Origin of the sequence: Peteryoungia algae (assembly GCF_030369675.1) — a bacterium.
Taxonomy (GTDB): domain Bacteria; phylum Pseudomonadota; class Alphaproteobacteria; order Rhizobiales; family Rhizobiaceae; genus Allorhizobium; species Allorhizobium algae.
Window position 1 is genome coordinate 1,463,813 of the sequence record NZ_CP128477.1, and the last position, 16,178, is coordinate 1,479,990.

Consider the following 16,178-nt stretch of genomic DNA (forward strand, 5'->3'; position numbering starts at 1 on the left):
GAGGCCGCTTCGCTGTCTGCGACCTACGTAAAATCGCGATGATCGGAGCCCATAGGATGGGCGCCGATCATCGCAGTCTGGTAACTCACCTGGCGGGCCTGAAGTGTCGAAGGACCGAAGGGGCTTGCGTCCCGTTGGTCCTCAAGGTCATGCCACCTCGGGAAGGCCATGGATCAGCTTGTCGAGCGTAACCGGGTAATCGCGGACCCGCAGTCCCGTTGCATTGTAGACCGCGTTGGCGATTGCGGCCGAGACGCCGCAAAGGCCCAGCTCACCCACACCCTTGGCCTTCATCGGCGACGACATCGGATCGGTCTCCTCGAGGAAGATCACGTCCTGATGCGGGATATCGGCATGCACGGCGACTTCATAGCCGGCCAGGTCGTGATTGACGAAGAAGCCCCGGCGCGTGTCCACGGCCAGTTCTTCGGACAAGGCAGCGCCAACGCCCATCGTCATTGCGCCGATCACCTGGCTCCCCGCGGTGATCGGGTTGAGGATACGCCCGGCCGCACAGACAGCCAACATGCGTCGGACACGGCATTCGCCAGTGACCACATCCACGCCGACTTCAACGAAATGCGCGCCAAAGGTCGATTGCTGGTGGGTCTTGGACAGGTCGCCCCATTCCATCTTGTCCTCACCGACGAGCCCCTCCGGCCCGGCGGCCTCCGAGAGCGAGACGGAGCGATTGCCCATGCGAACCTGGCCGTTCTCGAAGACGACCTCGGCAGAGTTGAAGCCGAGCTTCTGGGCTACGGCTTCGCGAAGCTTGACGCAGGCGGCGTAGACACCGGAGGTCGAGGAATTGGCCCCGAACTGTCCGCCGGAACCGGCCGATATCGGAAAACCGGAATCGCCGAGGCGCACATCGACCTGCTCGACCGTCAACCCCATCATCTCTGCCGCAGTCTGCGCAATGATGGTGTAGCTGCCGGTGCCGATGTCGGTCATGTCCGTCTCGACGGTGACCATACCATCCTGGCCAAGGCGCACCCGGGCAGCCGACGGTACGAGAAGATTGTCGCGATAGGCGGCAGCCACACCCGTCCCGATCATCCAGTTCCCGTCGCGACGCGACCCCGGCTGACCACGGTCGCGCCAGCCAAAGCGCTCTGCGCCGAGGCGCAGGCATCCAATGAGGTCGCGTTGGGAGAATGGCCGCTCGGGATTTTCCGGATCGACCTGCGTGTCGTTGAGGATCCGGAACTCCACGGGATCCATTCCGAGCTTGTTCGCCATTTCGTCCATGGCAATCTCGAGCGCCATGAGACCAGGGGCCTCGCCGGGTGCACGCATGGCATTGCCTTCAGCCAGATCGAGCGTAGCCAGTCGCATCGCGGTCATGCGGTTCGCCCCGGCATAGAGCTGCCGCGTCTGGTTGACCGCCGGCTCGACCTTCCCGCCCGGCAGGTCGCCCGACCAGCTTTCATGGGCGATGGCCTCAATCCGGCCGTCAGCCTTGGCACCGATGCGCACCCTTTGGATCGTGGCCGGTCGATGGGTCGTATTGTTCATGATGAACGGCCGTGGCAGCGCAACCTTGACGGCGCGCCCAACGGCCTTCGCCCCAAGCGTTGCAAGCACGGCGTCTACGCGCAGGAACAGCTTGCCGCCGAATCCCCCGCCGATATAGGGCGACATCAGGCGGATTTTGTCCTTGTCGATGCCGAGGAATGTGGCGAGATCTCCCCGCCACCAGTCGATCATCTGGCTCGACGTCCAGACCCGAACCTCGTCGCCCTCCCAGACTGCAACCGACGCATGCGGCTCCATCGCGGCATGCGATTGATCGGGCGTGGTGTAACGAGCATCGAAAGTCACGGGAGCGCTCGCAAAGGCGGCATCGAAGTCCCCATAAGCCGAATCGGGCGTCTGATCATCGTCCGGCTTGACAGCCGCGTGCATGGCGTCGGCGAGGTCGAAGGCGCCAGCCTCCTCCGCATAGTCGACCTTGACCAGGGCCGCTGCCGCTCGCGCCTGCTCGAACGTCTCAGCGACGACGAGGGCAATGGCCTGATGGTAATGCTGCACGGTGCTGCCGCCGAACAGGTTCGCTGTGTTGTACTCGCCCTTTTCGCGCTCGCCGACATCGAGCGTCGTCACCACGGCCAACACGCCCCGCGCGCTTTTGGCATCGGTGGCATCGATGGAAAGGATACGGCCCTTGGCGACCGCAGCCCCGATGGGATAGCCATAGGCATAGCGCAAGTCCGGGTCATGCCATTCATAGGCATAGGTCGCCCGGCCGGTGGTTTTCAATGCACCGTCAACACGGTGGGTCGGCCGGCCAACGACTTTCAGGTTGTCGATGGGATTTGTGGTTGCTGGCGTGTCGAACTTCATGGCCTCAACCTCTTGCTTCCGAAATCACGGCGCTCAGGATGCGCTGCACCAGATCGATCTTGAACTTGTTCTGCTCGGTCGGACGTGCGCCGGCCATCAGGATGGTCGAAGCAGCCCGCGCGCCCTTCGTGAGCTCCGCCTCGGCCTCCTCGACCCGCCACGGCTTGTGGGCCACGCCGCCGACAGCGATCCGCCCCGTGCCGTCCTCCTGCATAACGGCCCCGACAGACACCAGGGCAAAGGCATAGGAGGCCCGGTCGCGCACCTTGCGATAGATCTGCCTGCCACCGACCGGCGCTGGAAGCACCACGGCCGTGATGATCTCCCCCTGTTCCAGCACCGTTTCAATGTGTGGCGTGTCTCCGGGAAGAAGATGGAAGTCTTCGATTGCGATGGCGCGACGACTGCCGTCCGGCTTCACGGTCTCGACGACTGCATCAAGGGCACGCATCGCGATGGCCATGTCACTCGGATGCGTGGCGATGCAGGCATCGCTGACGCCGATCACCGCGTGCTGGCGGCTGAAGCCGCCAATGGCGGAACAGCCGCTTCCGGGCTGGCGCTTGTTGCAGGGCTGATTGGTGTCGTAGAAATAAGGACAGCGCGTCCGCTGCAGCAGGTTGCCGGCCGTCGTCGCCTTGTTGCGCAACTGGCCAGATGCCCCGGCCAAAAGCGCCCGCGACAATAGCGGGTAGTCACGCCGAACGAGGTCATGCGCCGCAAGATCGGTGTTGCGCACCAGCGCACCGATGCGCAGGCCACCCTCCGGCGTCGGCTCAATCTGATCAAGACCAAGCCCGTTGACGTCGATCAGATGGGTAGGCGCCTCGATTTCCAGCTTCATCAGGTCGAGAAGATTGGTCCCGCCGGCGATGAACTTGGTGTCCGGCTTTGAGGCGGCAACACGGGCGGCAGCCTCAACCGAGGAGGCACGTTCATAGGTAAAGGCTCTCATGCTTGTGTTCCCGCAACCTCGGTAATGGCATCGATGATGTTGGAATAGGCGCCGCAGCGACAGATGTTGCCGCTCATCCGCTCGCGGATTTCTTCAACCGTCACGGCGGCGTCGGCAGTCAGGTCGGATGTCACATGGCTCGGGATATTCGCCCTGATCTCGTCGAGCACGGCGATGGAGGAACAGATCTGACCGGGCGTACAGTAACCACATTGGAAACCGTCATGCTTCACAAAGGCCGATTGCATCGGGTGGAGGTTTCCAGGCTCTCCCAGGCCCTCGATCGTGGTGACGTCGTCACCCTCATGCATGACGGCAAGCGTCAGGCATGCATTGACCCTGCGTCCATCGACCAGAACCGTGCAGGCCCCGCACTGTCCGTGATCGCAGCCCTTCTTCGTGCCAGTGAGATGCAGGTGCTCGCGCAATGCATCGAGCAGGGTCGTTCTGTTGTCCACGTCGATGTCGCGGACCTGTCCGTTGATCGTCAGGGAAAGCTTGGTGCTGTAACTCATTGGATGTCCTGGTGTTGGAACTGGACCCGGGGCTGTTGCCGCTTCATACGGCTCAACCGGCATGTTTCCTTGGGTGTGACCGTCTCGGGATGGATTTCTGGGGAGTGTTTCGATTGCACGGCGCTCTCAAGGCTCGTCACCGCAGAGGCTGATCTTTTTTCCAGTTGCGGTATGGCGCCAGAGATTGACCCGGAAACCGGCGTTCGAGTTCTTCCTCGACGAGAGCAATCCTGGAGAAGATCTCATCCCGATCACCGGACACTTCTTCACTGCGCAATTCCAGAGACCTCATGGCGGCGAAAACTTCGTCTTCGGTCATCGCCTCGAGCCGCGACGCAAAGTCCGCCACGTCTTCCGTCAGAATGTCGCTTGCTGTCATGATGCCGCTCCCAATTGCTGGGAAAGTCTGACGGCGCGGGATTGTTCCAATCTCTTTGCTGCCTGGCGGCTTTCCGCGCCAGCTGCCATTGGCAACGACCGTGGCAACACTCACGCAGACCCTGTCATGCGACGATCACCACGCCACCTCCAGACATGCAAGACACCCCACAGCCTTCCGTGCCGCAGGGTGTCTGATACGAAGTTCAGGCGCTGATCGCGGTGCAGCCTGCCAGCCTTCAGGCCTCGACCGTCTCGCGAACATCATCGAGCAGGAAATGCACCACGACATAGCGGGTCGAATAGGCCCGCCCGCTGTCGGAGACGCTCTCGACCGTGCCGCCATCAGCCGGATGCCACTGACTGTAATGCGGATTGTTGACGATCATCGTGACCGCCTTGCCGGCCAAACGTCCCTGGAGACGATAGCGCGCTTCGGCAAGCGGCCAGATCCGCTCATAATCAGCCTGCGTCATGCGAACCTTCAAGCCCTGGCGATGGATCGCTTCGCTATGCGAACCGTCCTCCCTCGCGCGCGCCGCACTGTCGAGCGTCACCTCCTCTGCCGCGTCGAGAATGAAACTGAATTCCTCAGGCCACATGCGTCTCATCAAATTGCTCCTCCCCGAGCGTTTTCATGCTGACACTGGAGAGTGTAGCGCGTCTGGCCCGGGAAACAATCCGAGAATGTGGACGATCTTTTCCACCATCGATATGGATCCGACGTGGTCAGAGGTCGCCGCTGCAGACCATGGCTGCCTTGGGGCGCGTCACCGGTCCGGCTTCCTTCCCACCGCCAGGATGGGGCAAAAACACACCCGACAGCCAATATCCGGCATCGACCCCTCGCGGACCTCTGTTGGAGGCCCGCGACAGGATCATAGTCGCGATGGCGACCATGATGAGCCTCGGCCTACTCGCCGCCCTGCCCATCGACTTGGGTGACGCTTCGGCGAGCAGATACGCTCATTCAGTGCAGCCCGTATCCTTCAGCGCCTGGGCATGAAATCGGCGCAGCGCTGCCTCGATGTCGGTCTTGGTGAAGCTATGGCCAGCGGTCGCGAGGTCGCGCGAAAGCCGCGAAATCACGTCGCTGTCACCGGCCACGGTATGATCCACGGCATGCAGATCCTTCGCATAACGACCGAGATCGTCGCCGGTGAAGCCGATCAGCGAGCCTGCCCAATAGCCGGTGAGAAGATTGCGTCTGGCGCGAATGCTGCCGAGCGCTTCCTCCTCATGGTGATGGACATCGCCTGGGGTGGTTGTGGCAGATGACGACATTGTGGGGTTCCTCCTCGACGTGTTTCAGGCTTCCGCTTCGGCAGCGGTAAGGTAAGTGGCAACGGGAGCGCAGGCGGGATTGCCGGCGTCCAGAAGTTCGGCCGGTCCTGTAAGGCCCGTCGCGATCTTGACTATGGTCGCTCCGGCCCACCAGACGTCGCCGGTCGCGCGCTCGATCAGGATCGGGCCGGTCGTGCCAAGGCAGGCGCGTGCCTGGCTTACGATCTCGATCGGGGCTTGAACCGCCGCAAGGCGGCCCTCGATCTTGGCCTGGACGGGATCCACGACAAACAACGCAAAAAGCGAAGCGATGAATTCTGCAATCACCGACGTCCCTCCTTGAGCGCCAACGACCCTGTTTCGCCGCCCCGCGGCGAGAGGATACGCGGCTTCGGATGGCCCGGACGTGCAAACACAGTCTCGGGGTTCGGGAAGCGACCCGGGCTGATCAGGATGGAATGGTGGCGTGGCATGAACTGGTCCCTGGACCGGCAGCGGTGTCGAAACGGTCCGACATCGCAAAAGCGCCGGAAGGCTTTTGCCAGAGGGGCCCGGACCAGCGGGTTGATCGGCATATGGCGATCGATTCGGGCGGGATCAAGGCGTCGCAAACGCATGACAAAAATGGTGCGGGCCATGCAGCACGGGTCTTGTAAGGCCCGTTGATGCATGACCCGGGCGACGGGCGATCGAGGCGCGGACGATGAGCCATCCGGCCGATCGAGGCCGTCGCCACTTGGGGATCAGCGGATGATGGGGCAACCGCGGACATTGGCGAAGACAATCCGGTCGCGACCGCCGTGGCGGACGCCGGCCACGACCACGCGGCGCGGTGTCACGTCGGCGACGAATGCGCGGCGCAGGCCGTTCCACCGAGCCTTCTCGACCGCCTGATGCGGGCGGCATTCGCCACGGCGCGGACGGTCCATGCCTGGGCGGTCCCAGCCCGGGCCGCGGCCGGGGCGATCCCAGCCGGCGCCGCCCTGGCGCGGACCGTCGATGTAGATGCCCCAGCCGAAGCTGTCGGCAGAGGCCGTGGTGGCGAGACCGGTGGTCGCCATGACCGAGACAAGTGCGACGAGGCCGATTTTGCGAAGCATGCCGAACATATTCTCTCTCCTTGAAGAGGCGCCCCTCGGCGCCATCGTTTCCATCCCGCCATGTCGAGCGATTGATGTGAGGATAGGAGAGGCTGGCTGAATGCAGTCCGAATTCCGCATTCAGCGAGTGTTCACCTTGCGGGCGGCGCGAGCAGTCAGCCCTCACACATGCAGGATCACTTCCCGGCGATGCGGGCTGTCACGATGTTCGAAGAGGTATATCCCCTGCCAGGTGCCGAGCAGAAGGCGCTTGCCAGCAAACGGGATCGACAGCGACACGGGCAACAGCGCCGCCTTGATATGGGCCGGCATATCGTCGGCTCCTTCGTCGCGATGGGTGATCCAGTTCATCTGCGGGTCCGTGGTGGGCGGCACGAGCCGACGAAAAAAGGCCTTGAGGTCAGCCTGCACGGAGGGATCGGCATTCTCCTGAATGAGCAGGGAGCAGGAGGTGTGACGCACGAAAACACTCATCACGCCCTCTTCGGGCCCGGAATCACCCAGAAATTCACGAGCCTGGTCGGTGAATTCGTAAAGCCCCTGCCCGTGTGTGGATATCGAAAGCCGCAGCATTGGCATGTGTCGCACCTCACTCTCTCGCGGGGAGGACCACGCCCCGCCTCTAGTCAGCCCCGATTCGCCTCTGTAGTCTCCCGCCCGAAGAGGGAGAACCACAGACCATGAGCCTGATCGAAACCATCGAAAGACAGGAAAGCCAGCTCGTTTTCAAGAGCTTCGACGAACTTGTGGCACTGGAGGTCGGGCGGCGCCTGGTGGACCTCGCTCTCTCGCAAAAAGCACCTGTCGTTATCGACATCCGCACGCCGGACCGAACGCTGTTTCACGCCGCCCTGCCCGGCGCCTCACCCGACAACGATCATTGGGCACGCCGTAAGAGCAATGTGACCCTGCGCATGCACAAGGCCTCGCTGCGCGTCGGTGAGCTCAATCGCAGCCGCGACCGTGGCGTTTCGCCCGAGATCGGCCTCGATCCGATGGACTATGCCGACCATGGCGGGAGCTTTCCGATCCGTGTCGCCGGTACAGGCGTCGTGGCTGCCGTCACGGTCTCAGGCCTCAAGTCCGAGGAGGATCATGCCATGATCGTCTCCGTGCTCGAAGCCTACTTCGGCGCGCGCTGAACGAAATCCCACCAGGTCCCTCGTCAGGGACGCGTACCGGCATAGAGGCTGAGTCGCGTAAAGAGATCGCTTTCGCGTTCCAGCACCAGAACGGCCGGCAATGCGTATGGACCGGCATCCCCGTTGACGCCGGATTCGGCGTCATGGCGATCCGATCCGTTGAGCGTACACTCGACGGCGACGCGAAAGCCGGCGCCGTCGACCATCACGACATGATCCGACAGCGTAATGCCGTGGCGCAGCACATAGGCCGCGAGCGTGTCCCGGAAGGACGCGTGACCTATCACCCGGATGCCGTCGGGTAGATCAAGCACCGCCTCCTCCTCGAACATCGGGAGCAGCGCGTCGAAGTCATGACGATTGAGGGCATCGATGACGGCAAGTGTCTGGTTTTGAAGTGACATGGGCTACTCCTTCTCCTGGTTTATTCTAGGCAATGCTGTCGCCGGGGCAAGATCTGCCAGCGGTACAATAGGCTTCAGACAATCGGATGAAGCACGGCGGACGCCGCCCGCTCCACCGCATCGGTCAGGGGCTTGAGCGCACCCGCCACGGCTCGGCTGACATGCCAATAGAGCGGCACGTCGAGCGGCTGTCCGGCCACGAGTTCCCTCAACCGGCCATCGGCCAATGCGGCTGCGGCCAATGGCTCCGGGTTCATCCCCCAGCCGAGGTCAGCACAGGCAGCATCGACAAAGGCATGGCTTGAAGGCAGCCAGTGGGAGGGCCCCGTCACAGACACATTGAGGACCTGCTCCGCCCAGCGCGTCTGCAGGCGATCCTTCGCATTGAAGGTGATGACGGGTGCACGGGCGAGTCGCCAGGGGGTCACGCCATCTGCCCCGAACCAGCGATCGACAAAGGCTGGGCTGGCGGTGGCGAGATACCGCAGCGCTCCAAGCGGGCGACAATCGCAGCCCTGGACCGGCTTTGCCGAACCACTGATGGCAGCGCGCACGTCACCGCGTCTCAGCCATTCCGCGCTGTGATCCTGATCGTCGATCACGAGATCGAAGAGAACCGAATCCACGCACGCCATCGCCGGGACGAACCAGGTCGCAAGGCTGTCGGCATTGACCGCGAGCCTGAGCGTCGGCCAGCCATCACTCTCAGCCCCATTCTCCGTTTCGAGACCCAGATCGCGTCGAGCGCCCTGTTCGAGCAGGCGGACTTCCTCGGCATGGCGAAACAATCGCCCCCCGGCATCCGTCGGGCGGCAGGGCTGCGAACGAATGACGAGTGCGGTTCCGACCTGCTCCTCGAGTTGGCGCACACGCTGCGATATCGCCGGCTGGGTGACATGCAGCATCTGGGCAGCGCCCTCGAAACTGCCGGTTCTGAAAACCGCAGATAGCGCCGCGAGCTGAGCAGGGTCGAACATTAGAAGCGCTTATTCCAGATTAGATTTATTACCTTTTCTAATTCAACTTCATCCCCTAGTCAAAGCGGCACGAAACGGGATTTTCATCATGATCGTTGCCGCTACTGCCGGTTTTTTTCTGGGCCTCAGCCTGATCGTTGCGATCGGCGCGCAGAATGCATTCGTCCTGCGCCAGGGCCTGCGGCGCGAGCATGTTCTGCCGCTGGTTTTGACCTGCGCCATCTCCGACGCGATCCTGATCGCACTCGGCGTCGCGGGCTTCGCGACCGTCCTCTCACGCATCGCGTGGCTGGAGCCGCTCCTGCGTTATGGGGGAGCAGCTTTCCTCATCACTTATGCACTTCGAAGTGCCTATTCGGCCTGGACGGGCGGCAACAGTCTGCGGGCAAGCGAGAGCAATAGAACGAGCCTGCGCACGGCCTTCCTCACCTGCCTTGCCTTCACCTGGCTCAACCCGCATGTCTATCTCGATACCGTCGTTTTGCTCGGCTCGATCTCAACCCGGTATGCCGGACATGAACTGGCTTTTGCGCTTGGCGCCATGACGGCGTCGTTCTTCTTCTTCTTTAGCCTGGGTTATGGCGCCCGGCTCCTTGCGCCCCTGTTCGCAAGACCATCCGCCTGGCGCATCCTCGATGTGGTCATCGCCCTCGTAATGGCTTCGATTGCGATCAAGTTGCTGTTCTGATTGCCACACGTTTGTGCCCTTGGGCGGGTCGTCGCATCGATGTAAGACAGGATCGAACGAGACGAGGAGAAACCCATGTTCCTGAGCAATCGCGATATCTTGGAGCTTCAGGCCTTCAGACATGACCTGCACCGGCACCCCGAAGTCTCTGGCGAGGAACGAGAAACGGCGCGGCGGATTGTCGAGGCGATCCGCCCCCTGGCAACGGCGAGTATCCTGACCGGTCTCGGCGGCCACGGTGTGGCGGCCGTTTTCGACGCGGGCGTGCCCGGCCCCACCCTGCTCATCCGCGCCGAACTCGATGCTCTGCCGATAGAGGAAGTCTCGGCTGCGGACCATCGCTCGACGGTCAGAGGCAAAGGGCATCTCTGCGGACATGATGGCCACTCCACCATCCTCCTCGCATTGGCGACCGGCCTTTCGCGCGCGCCCGTCGCGCGCGGACGAGTCGTGCTTCTTTGGCAGCCGGCAGAGGAAGATGGCACCGGTGCTGCCGCCGTGCTCGCCGATCCGCGCTTTGCAGAGATCCGTCCCGATGTCGCCTATGCGCTGCACAACATGCCAGGCCTCGCCTTCGGCACGGTCGCGCTGAAGAGCGGCCCGGTGAACTGCGCCTCCCGCGGCATGAAAATCCGACTGTCAGGCAAGACGGCTCATGCTTCCCAGCCGGAGACCGGCCTCTCGCCAATGGCCGCCGTCTCGCAGCTGATGCCGGCCCTCACCGCCCTCTCCCGCGGCGCCCCGCCCGCAATCGATTTCACCCTCGCGACCGTCACGCATGCCTCGCTGGGCGAACAGGCCTTCGGCATTGCCCCCGGAGATGCCGAAATCTGGGTAACGCTCCGCACGCTCGTCGATGACGGAATGGCGGATCTTTGCGCGACGGCTGAAGATCTCGCTGCCGCAGCGGCCCGTGACGCGGGCCTGCAGCTTGCGATCAGCTATCACGACATCTTCCTCCACTGCGAAAACGCACCGGATGCCGTCGCTCATCTCGAAGCGGCACTTGCGGCCGAAAATGTGCCGTTCGATGAAGGCGACCTGCCGATGCGTGCCTCGGAAGATTTCGGCCGTCTGCGCAGTGTCTGCCCCTCGGCCATGTTCTTTCTCGGAGCCGGCGAGAAACATCCGGCCCTTCACAATCCCGATTACGACTATCCGGACGAGCTGACGGGTATCGGCGCCAGGGTCTTCATGTCAGTAATCCGACAGACACTCGGCTGATCGGGCGAAGGATCAGCTCTCTGGAAAGCCGCGCCCGGCCCATTCGACACGCGGCACGGTCTTTCCGATGGACAGTGAGAAACGCACCACTTCGGTCGCGTCGTCATCCACCTCACAGCGAACGCCTATGTTGATCCAGGCGCCATTGACGTCGCGGAAGGCGGCCAGTGGCACATCCACGACATTGCCTTCCTTCAGCCTCAGGATCGGCAGTAGATAGGGAACATAGGACGGCGTGCCGTGCCGAAGCTGCTGGCTGAGCTCCGTCCCGCAGAGCTGGTCTCCACGCTCCTGCCGCGTAAGCCCGGTCATGGCCGTCATTGCCGCCTGATCGCCTGATATGGCGGAGGAAAACAGCTCGGTCACCTCGCGCGGCTTGAGCTGCGCCTCTGTCAGCGCGGCCTCCAACGGGAGGTCGGTCGGCCGCTCGTCGGCGGACGTTTCTGCCTCGCCTGCCCCCTCCAGCGTCTCCGCGGCCGTATCTGGAAGTGCGCCGTCGATCGCAGGCGCCTCGGGCAGCGTGATTTCCGGCTGCGCGATCGTCGGGGCAGCATCTGCCACCTCTTCCGCCTCCGGCACAGCTTCTGCCTCGTCGGCTGCAGTTTCGGCTTCGGTCCCGCGCGAAAGTTCGGACCCGCTGTCACGCTCGCCAAATCGCACCACCGGCCGCAGAACCGGGATCGGCGCAGATGCCGAATCCGGCAATTCCGGCTCGGGCACAGGCGGTTGCTCGACGGGTTCGGGCGACGGCTCAGGTGCCGGCGGTTCGGCTTCAGGCTGCGGCTCTAAGACAGGTTCTGTCTGCGGATCTGGTTCAGGCGCGGCCGGCGGTTCGGATGCCTCCGTCTCGGACGCTTCCGTCGGCTCCTCCTCCAAGGCAGGTTCCGGCTCGGGCTCCTCGGGCGGCACGACCAGCGTCACTTCGATCGCCTGCTCCTGCTCATTCAGATCGACCGGGTTGTCGAAGCTCATGAGGAAGACGGCCACTGCAAGCCCGTGCAGCAGCAGTGAAACGGCGAACCCTCCGCCGAGGCGCCGCCAGCCAGTCTTCCTCTGATCCGTCATGCTGTGATCCATAGCCACGATTGCGGCGAAAAGGGAGGCGAAAATGACGAGGGTCGACATTTCAGCGGCGAGGCGCATCCAAGTGAACGCGTGCTTGGAGCGTGGACCGTTGCCGAACTCTCCAGCTCATGCGCTGAAGCGTCGAACGGGCCCGATCAGGCCGCTCGTCACACTTGGCAAGATGGTGGGCCCGGCCTGCCAATGCTCATCCGGTACAGTTCCTATGACATGAAAAACCCGCCGGATCGCTCCAGCGGGTTTCCATAATCGAATGCTTGGTTTCGATTTAGCTGTCGAGGAACGAGCGCAGCTTCCTCGAACGGCTCGGATGCTTCAGCTTGCGCAGCGCCTTCGCCTCGATCTGACGGATACGTTCGCGGGTGACCGAGAACTGCTGGCCGACTTCTTCGAGCGTGTGGTCGGTGTTCATGCCGATGCCGAAGCGCATGCGCAGGACGCGTTCTTCACGCGGCGTGAGCGAGGCCAGAACGCGGGTCGTCGTTTCACGCAGGTTCGCCTGGATGGCGGCGTCGATCGGCAGAAGCGCGTTCTTGTCCTCGATGAAGTCGCCGAGGTGGCTGTCCTCTTCGTCACCCACGGGGGTTTCGAGCGAGATTGGCTCCTTGGCGATCTTCAGCACCTTGCGAACCTTTTCGAGCGGCATGGCAAGCTTTTCGGCCAGTTCTTCCGGCGTCGGCTCGCGGCCGATCTCGTGCAGCATCTGGCGCGAGGTACGGACGATCTTGTTGATCGTCTCGATCATGTGCACCGGAATACGGATCGTGCGGGCCTGGTCGGCAATCGAACGGGTGATCGCCTGACGAATCCACCAGGTCGCATAGGTCGAGAACTTGTAACCGCGGCGATACTCGAATTTGTCGACCGCCTTCATCAGGCCGATATTGCCTTCCTGAATGAGGTCGAGGAACTGCAGGCCGCGGTTCGTGTACTTCTTGGCGATCGAGATGACGAGACGCAGGTTTGCCTCGACCATTTCCTTCTTGGCGATACGTGCTTCACGTTCGCCCTTCTGCACCATGGACACGATGCGACGGAATTCGGCGATCGAGATGCCCGTTTCGGTGGCGAGATTCTGGATCTCCCCACGGATATCGCGGATCGTCTGGTTCTCTTCGCGCGCAAAATCCTTCCAGCCACGGGCAGAAAGATTGGCGATCGACTTCATCCAGTTCGGGTCGAGTTCGGCGCCCTGGTACTGCTCCAGGAACGAGTCGCGCTTGACGCCGTAGCTTTCGGCGAGACGCAGAAGCCGGCCCTCGTTCTGCATCAGGCGCTTGGAGATATCGTAAAGCTGTTCGACAAGGCTGTCGATGCGGTTCTGGTTGAGCGACAGCGACTTGACCGCCGTGATCAGCTGATCCTTCAGCTCCTTGTAGCGGCGCTCCTGGCCAGACGACAGCGTGCCGGCACAGGCGAGACGTGCCTCCACCTGCTGGTCCTGCAGCTTGCGCAGCTTCTTGTAGGTGTCGGCAATGAGGTCGAGGGTCTCCATGACCTGTGGGCGAAGTTCCGATTCCATCGCGGCCAGCGACAGGTTCGATTCGTCCTCGTCCTCTTCCTCTTCTTCCGGCGGCATGCCCTCGCCGCCCATGGCGGTGATGTCGTCGTCGTCACCGGAGGTCTGCGGGCGCCGCTTGGCGCGCTCCTTTTCCTTCTCTTCGGCCGCCTTGCGGTCAGCCTCGATCTTTTCAGGAGACTGGAACTGCGGGGCAGCCTTGGCTTCCGGGCCGGAATAGGTGGTTTCGAGATCGATGATCTCGCGCAACAGCGTCGTGCCTTCGTTCAGCTCGTCACGCCAGATGATCAGTGCCTGGAACGTCAGCGGGCTCTCGCAAAGGCCGGAGATCATCGTCTCGCGGCCGGCCTCGATACGCTTGGCGATGGCGATTTCGCCCTCGCGCGACAGGAGCTCGACCGAACCCATTTCGCGCAGATACATGCGCACCGGGTCGTCGGTGCGATCCGTCGGTTCTTTCTTCTTGGCTGTCGCCACGGCCGTACCAGCGGACGGAGCAAGCTCGCCGCCTTCACTTTCGCCGTCTTCTTCATTGTCGTCTTCGCTGGGCTGGGCCTCGTCGACGTCCTCGTCCTCGATGACGTTGATACCCATGTCCGAAAGCATGGCCATGGTGTCTTCGATCTGCTCCGAGGTGACCTCCTCGGACGGCAGAACCGAATTCAGCTCATCCATCGTGACATAGCCGCGCTTCTTGGCGGCTTTGATCATCTTTTTGACCGCGTCATCGGAAAGATCGAGAAGCGGGCCGTCCGTCGCGCCGTCGCGTTCGCCTTCGGCTTCTTCGTTTTCTTTGACTTTCGATGCCATTTATCTCGTCGCTTTCCCTGACGTCTGATCATGCTGCTGGTCGCCGGACGGATGGGGGAGCGGTGCACTCGCCCTGGCGGATAGCTGTCTGTGACCTAACGGAGTGTTGCTTAATTCCTGATTAACTAAGGGCATTGCGGTCGCAGCGCCGAGCTCTTGATTGCCTGCATGACCGGTCATCATACCAGAGATCTGTCCGAACCCACCTCACCCTAGTGTGCTTGGATTGGTGATTCCCACAATTTTTCCTGACGTCAAGCCTTTCCGCAGGCCAGATCAGGAAAATCAACAAAACAAGCCGTCCGACGGCGTCTTTATCACCGATCTTCGCAAATGTAGGACGTTACGCCTGAGAAACAAGGGGCAGGCCCGATCCACGCTAGGTCACATGGACACGGGGCCACCCGCCTTCACGCCAATGAGGAACCAGACCCGCATCGGCCCCTTGCCCTTGACGTCGATCTCACCACGCAATTCAAAATCGAACCGATCCTCCAGTCTCGATTTGAGGCAGTCGGCAACCTGGATCCGCCCCGCCACGCCGTGCGATTCCATGTGGGCTGCCGTGTTGACCGTATCGCCCCAGACGTCATAGAGGAGCTTGCTCGTACCGATGACACCGGCAACGACCGGCCCCGTATCGAGACCGATTCGCACCTCGACCGGCTCCCCCACCTGCTCTGATATCCGCCGGCAGCACGCGAGCAGATCGAGCGCCATCAGCGCCACCGCCGCTTCGTGGTCGGACTTCGGCTCCGGCAGGCCGCCGGCAACCATGTAAGCATCGCCGATGGTCTTGATCTTCTCCAGTCCATGGGCACTCGCAATCGCATCGAATTGCCCGAAAACCCGCCCCAGAAACGCAATGACCTGTTGCGGCTCCCATCGCGCGGCCCGCGAAGTGAAGTCGACGATATCGGCAAACAAGATGGTGGCAGACGGGATCTGGTCTGCCACAACCTGGGTCCGGTGGTCGCGCAGCCGCATGGCCACGGCCTGCGGCAGGATGTTTTGCAGCAGACGCTCCGAAAACTGATGTTCCGATTCGAGCGCGGTCTCTGCCTGGGCCGCCTCCTTGAACGCGAAGAAGGAGATCGTGAAAATCAACAGGAAGGCAAAGGGGACAGTCAGGTAATAGAGTATGTGGAGAAAGAACGGCTCCACATGGATGAAATCCAGCGGCGCAACGAACAGAACTTCGGTGGCGAGAAAGGCGATCAGCCCGACGATGGTCACACAGGCCGACACCAGCAGGCGCTCCGAACCGAACACCAGCAGGGAGGCAGCAGCCCCCGGCAGAAAATAGAAATGCAGCCCTGAGTCACGACCGAAAAACATGCAATAGCCGACCCCGAAGATCAGCCACATCATGCAGAGGTAAAGGGCACCTGCGATCGGACCGTACCGGTGAAAATAGGGCGTCAGCGCATAGAAGAGCAATTGCGGGGAAAAGGCGATGATCGCCGGCAACAGTCCGTACCAGTCGTAGAGCGCATAGAGCACGATGTAGGGAATGGTCATCAGGCTGACCATCGCCGCGATGACATTGGTCACTGCGAGCCTGCGGCGAATGCGTGGCGAATATCCCGCCGTCCCAATCCTCGCCACCCACCAGACTGCATTCGGCAAACGCCAGAACGAGCGTGGTTTGAGCCCATTTTGGGCTATGAAGTCGAGTTCGGGCTGCGACACTCTTGCATCCGGTGCGAATGGTCCGGCACCTGCATCTCGCATTTGTCGCCGAGGCGCAACA

The 16,178-nt window shown here is 62.2% G+C and carries 17 protein-coding genes; 3 read left to right on the forward strand and 14 right to left on the reverse strand.

The features are described from left to right. Window positions 1-147: 147 nt before the first annotated feature. The 9 genes from paoC to QTL56_RS07260 all read right to left on the reverse strand — a co-directional run bounded on the left by paoC (window position 148) and on the right by QTL56_RS07260 (window position 7,157). The gene (gene paoC / locus QTL56_RS07220; RefSeq protein WP_245136467.1) at window positions 148-2,346 is read right to left on the reverse strand and encodes an aldehyde oxidoreductase molybdenum-binding subunit PaoC; all 2,199 of its coding nucleotides are present in this window, start codon (window positions 2,344-2,346) and stop codon (window positions 148-150) included. A 4-nt stretch (window positions 2,347-2,350) separates the two neighbouring features. Continuing rightward, window positions 2,351-3,301 carry an FAD binding domain-containing protein gene (locus tag QTL56_RS07225; RefSeq protein WP_245136466.1) on the reverse strand — a complete coding sequence of 317 codons (951 nt, stop codon included), beginning with the start codon at window positions 3,299-3,301 and terminating at the stop codon, window positions 2,351-2,353. Next, the gene (gene paoA, locus QTL56_RS07230; RefSeq protein ID WP_289393483.1) at window positions 3,298-3,816 is read right to left on the reverse strand and encodes an aldehyde dehydrogenase iron-sulfur subunit PaoA; all 519 of its coding nucleotides are present in this window, start codon (window positions 3,814-3,816) and stop codon (window positions 3,298-3,300) included. The genes QTL56_RS07225 and paoA overlap by 4 nt, the downstream gene beginning before the upstream one ends. A gap of 136 nt (window positions 3,817-3,952) precedes the next feature. After that, a complete protein-coding gene (locus tag QTL56_RS07235) occupies window positions 3,953-4,195 on the reverse strand; it encodes a hypothetical protein (protein ID WP_245136464.1) in 243 nt (80 codons plus the stop codon). A gap of 238 nt (window positions 4,196-4,433) precedes the next feature. Next, window positions 4,434-4,796 carry a hypothetical protein gene (locus QTL56_RS07240; protein WP_229574930.1) on the reverse strand — a complete coding sequence of 121 codons (363 nt, stop codon included), beginning with the start codon at window positions 4,794-4,796 and terminating at the stop codon, window positions 4,434-4,436. Between the two features lie 364 nt (window positions 4,797-5,160). Continuing rightward, window positions 5,161-5,478, reverse strand: coding sequence for an ATPase inhibitor subunit zeta (locus QTL56_RS07245; protein ID WP_245136463.1), 318 nt, complete (start codon window positions 5,476-5,478; stop codon window positions 5,161-5,163). Between the two features lie 24 nt (window positions 5,479-5,502). Further along, a complete protein-coding gene (locus QTL56_RS07250) occupies window positions 5,503-5,805 on the reverse strand; it encodes a hypothetical protein (protein WP_245136462.1) in 303 nt (100 codons plus the stop codon). A 416-nt stretch (window positions 5,806-6,221) separates the two neighbouring features. Beyond that, window positions 6,222-6,587: a hypothetical protein gene (locus tag QTL56_RS07255; RefSeq protein ID WP_370660333.1), complete on the reverse strand. Its 366-nt coding sequence runs from the start codon at window positions 6,585-6,587 to the stop codon at window positions 6,222-6,224. Between the two features lie 153 nt (window positions 6,588-6,740). Beyond that, the gene (locus QTL56_RS07260; RefSeq protein WP_245136461.1) at window positions 6,741-7,157 is read right to left on the reverse strand and encodes a secondary thiamine-phosphate synthase enzyme YjbQ; all 417 of its coding nucleotides are present in this window, start codon (window positions 7,155-7,157) and stop codon (window positions 6,741-6,743) included. 101 nt (window positions 7,158-7,258) lie between these two features. Between QTL56_RS07260 and QTL56_RS07265 the strand changes: the two genes are divergently transcribed. Then, window positions 7,259-7,720 (forward strand): heme-degrading domain-containing protein, encoded by a 462-nt coding sequence (locus tag QTL56_RS07265; protein WP_229573968.1) that lies wholly within the window; start codon window positions 7,259-7,261, stop codon window positions 7,718-7,720. 23 nt (window positions 7,721-7,743) lie between these two features. On the opposite strand, the gene QTL56_RS07270 is transcribed toward QTL56_RS07265, so the two are convergent. Continuing rightward, entirely contained in the window at window positions 7,744-8,124 is a 381-nt protein-coding gene (locus tag QTL56_RS07270) for a YybH family protein (RefSeq protein ID WP_229573970.1), read from the reverse strand. A 74-nt stretch (window positions 8,125-8,198) separates the two neighbouring features. Continuing rightward, complete coding sequence (locus QTL56_RS07275; RefSeq protein WP_245136460.1) at window positions 8,199-9,101, reverse strand: LysR family transcriptional regulator ArgP; 903 nt, start codon at window positions 9,099-9,101, stop codon at window positions 8,199-8,201. A gap of 88 nt (window positions 9,102-9,189) precedes the next feature. On the opposite strand from QTL56_RS07275, the gene QTL56_RS07280 reads away from it, so the two are divergent. Beyond that, complete coding sequence (locus QTL56_RS07280; RefSeq protein ID WP_245136459.1) at window positions 9,190-9,789, forward strand: LysE/ArgO family amino acid transporter; 600 nt, start codon at window positions 9,190-9,192, stop codon at window positions 9,787-9,789. A 75-nt stretch (window positions 9,790-9,864) separates the two neighbouring features. Beyond that, entirely contained in the window at window positions 9,865-11,013 is a 1,149-nt protein-coding gene (locus tag QTL56_RS07285; RefSeq protein WP_245136458.1) for an amidohydrolase, read from the forward strand. A 12-nt stretch (window positions 11,014-11,025) separates the two neighbouring features. Here the strand turns inward: QTL56_RS07285 and QTL56_RS07290 are convergent, their stop codons facing one another. From QTL56_RS07290 to QTL56_RS07300, 3 genes are all read right to left on the reverse strand, one after another. After that, the gene (locus QTL56_RS07290) at window positions 11,026-12,078 is read right to left on the reverse strand and encodes a DUF930 domain-containing protein (protein WP_245136457.1); all 1,053 of its coding nucleotides are present in this window, start codon (window positions 12,076-12,078) and stop codon (window positions 11,026-11,028) included. 286 nt (window positions 12,079-12,364) lie between these two features. Further along, complete coding sequence (gene rpoD, locus QTL56_RS07295; RefSeq protein ID WP_229573978.1) at window positions 12,365-14,425, reverse strand: RNA polymerase sigma factor RpoD; 2,061 nt, start codon at window positions 14,423-14,425, stop codon at window positions 12,365-12,367. A gap of 384 nt (window positions 14,426-14,809) precedes the next feature. Continuing rightward, the gene (locus QTL56_RS07300) at window positions 14,810-16,117 is read right to left on the reverse strand and encodes an adenylate/guanylate cyclase domain-containing protein (protein ID WP_245136456.1); all 1,308 of its coding nucleotides are present in this window, start codon (window positions 16,115-16,117) and stop codon (window positions 14,810-14,812) included. Window positions 16,118-16,178 lie beyond the last annotated feature (61 nt).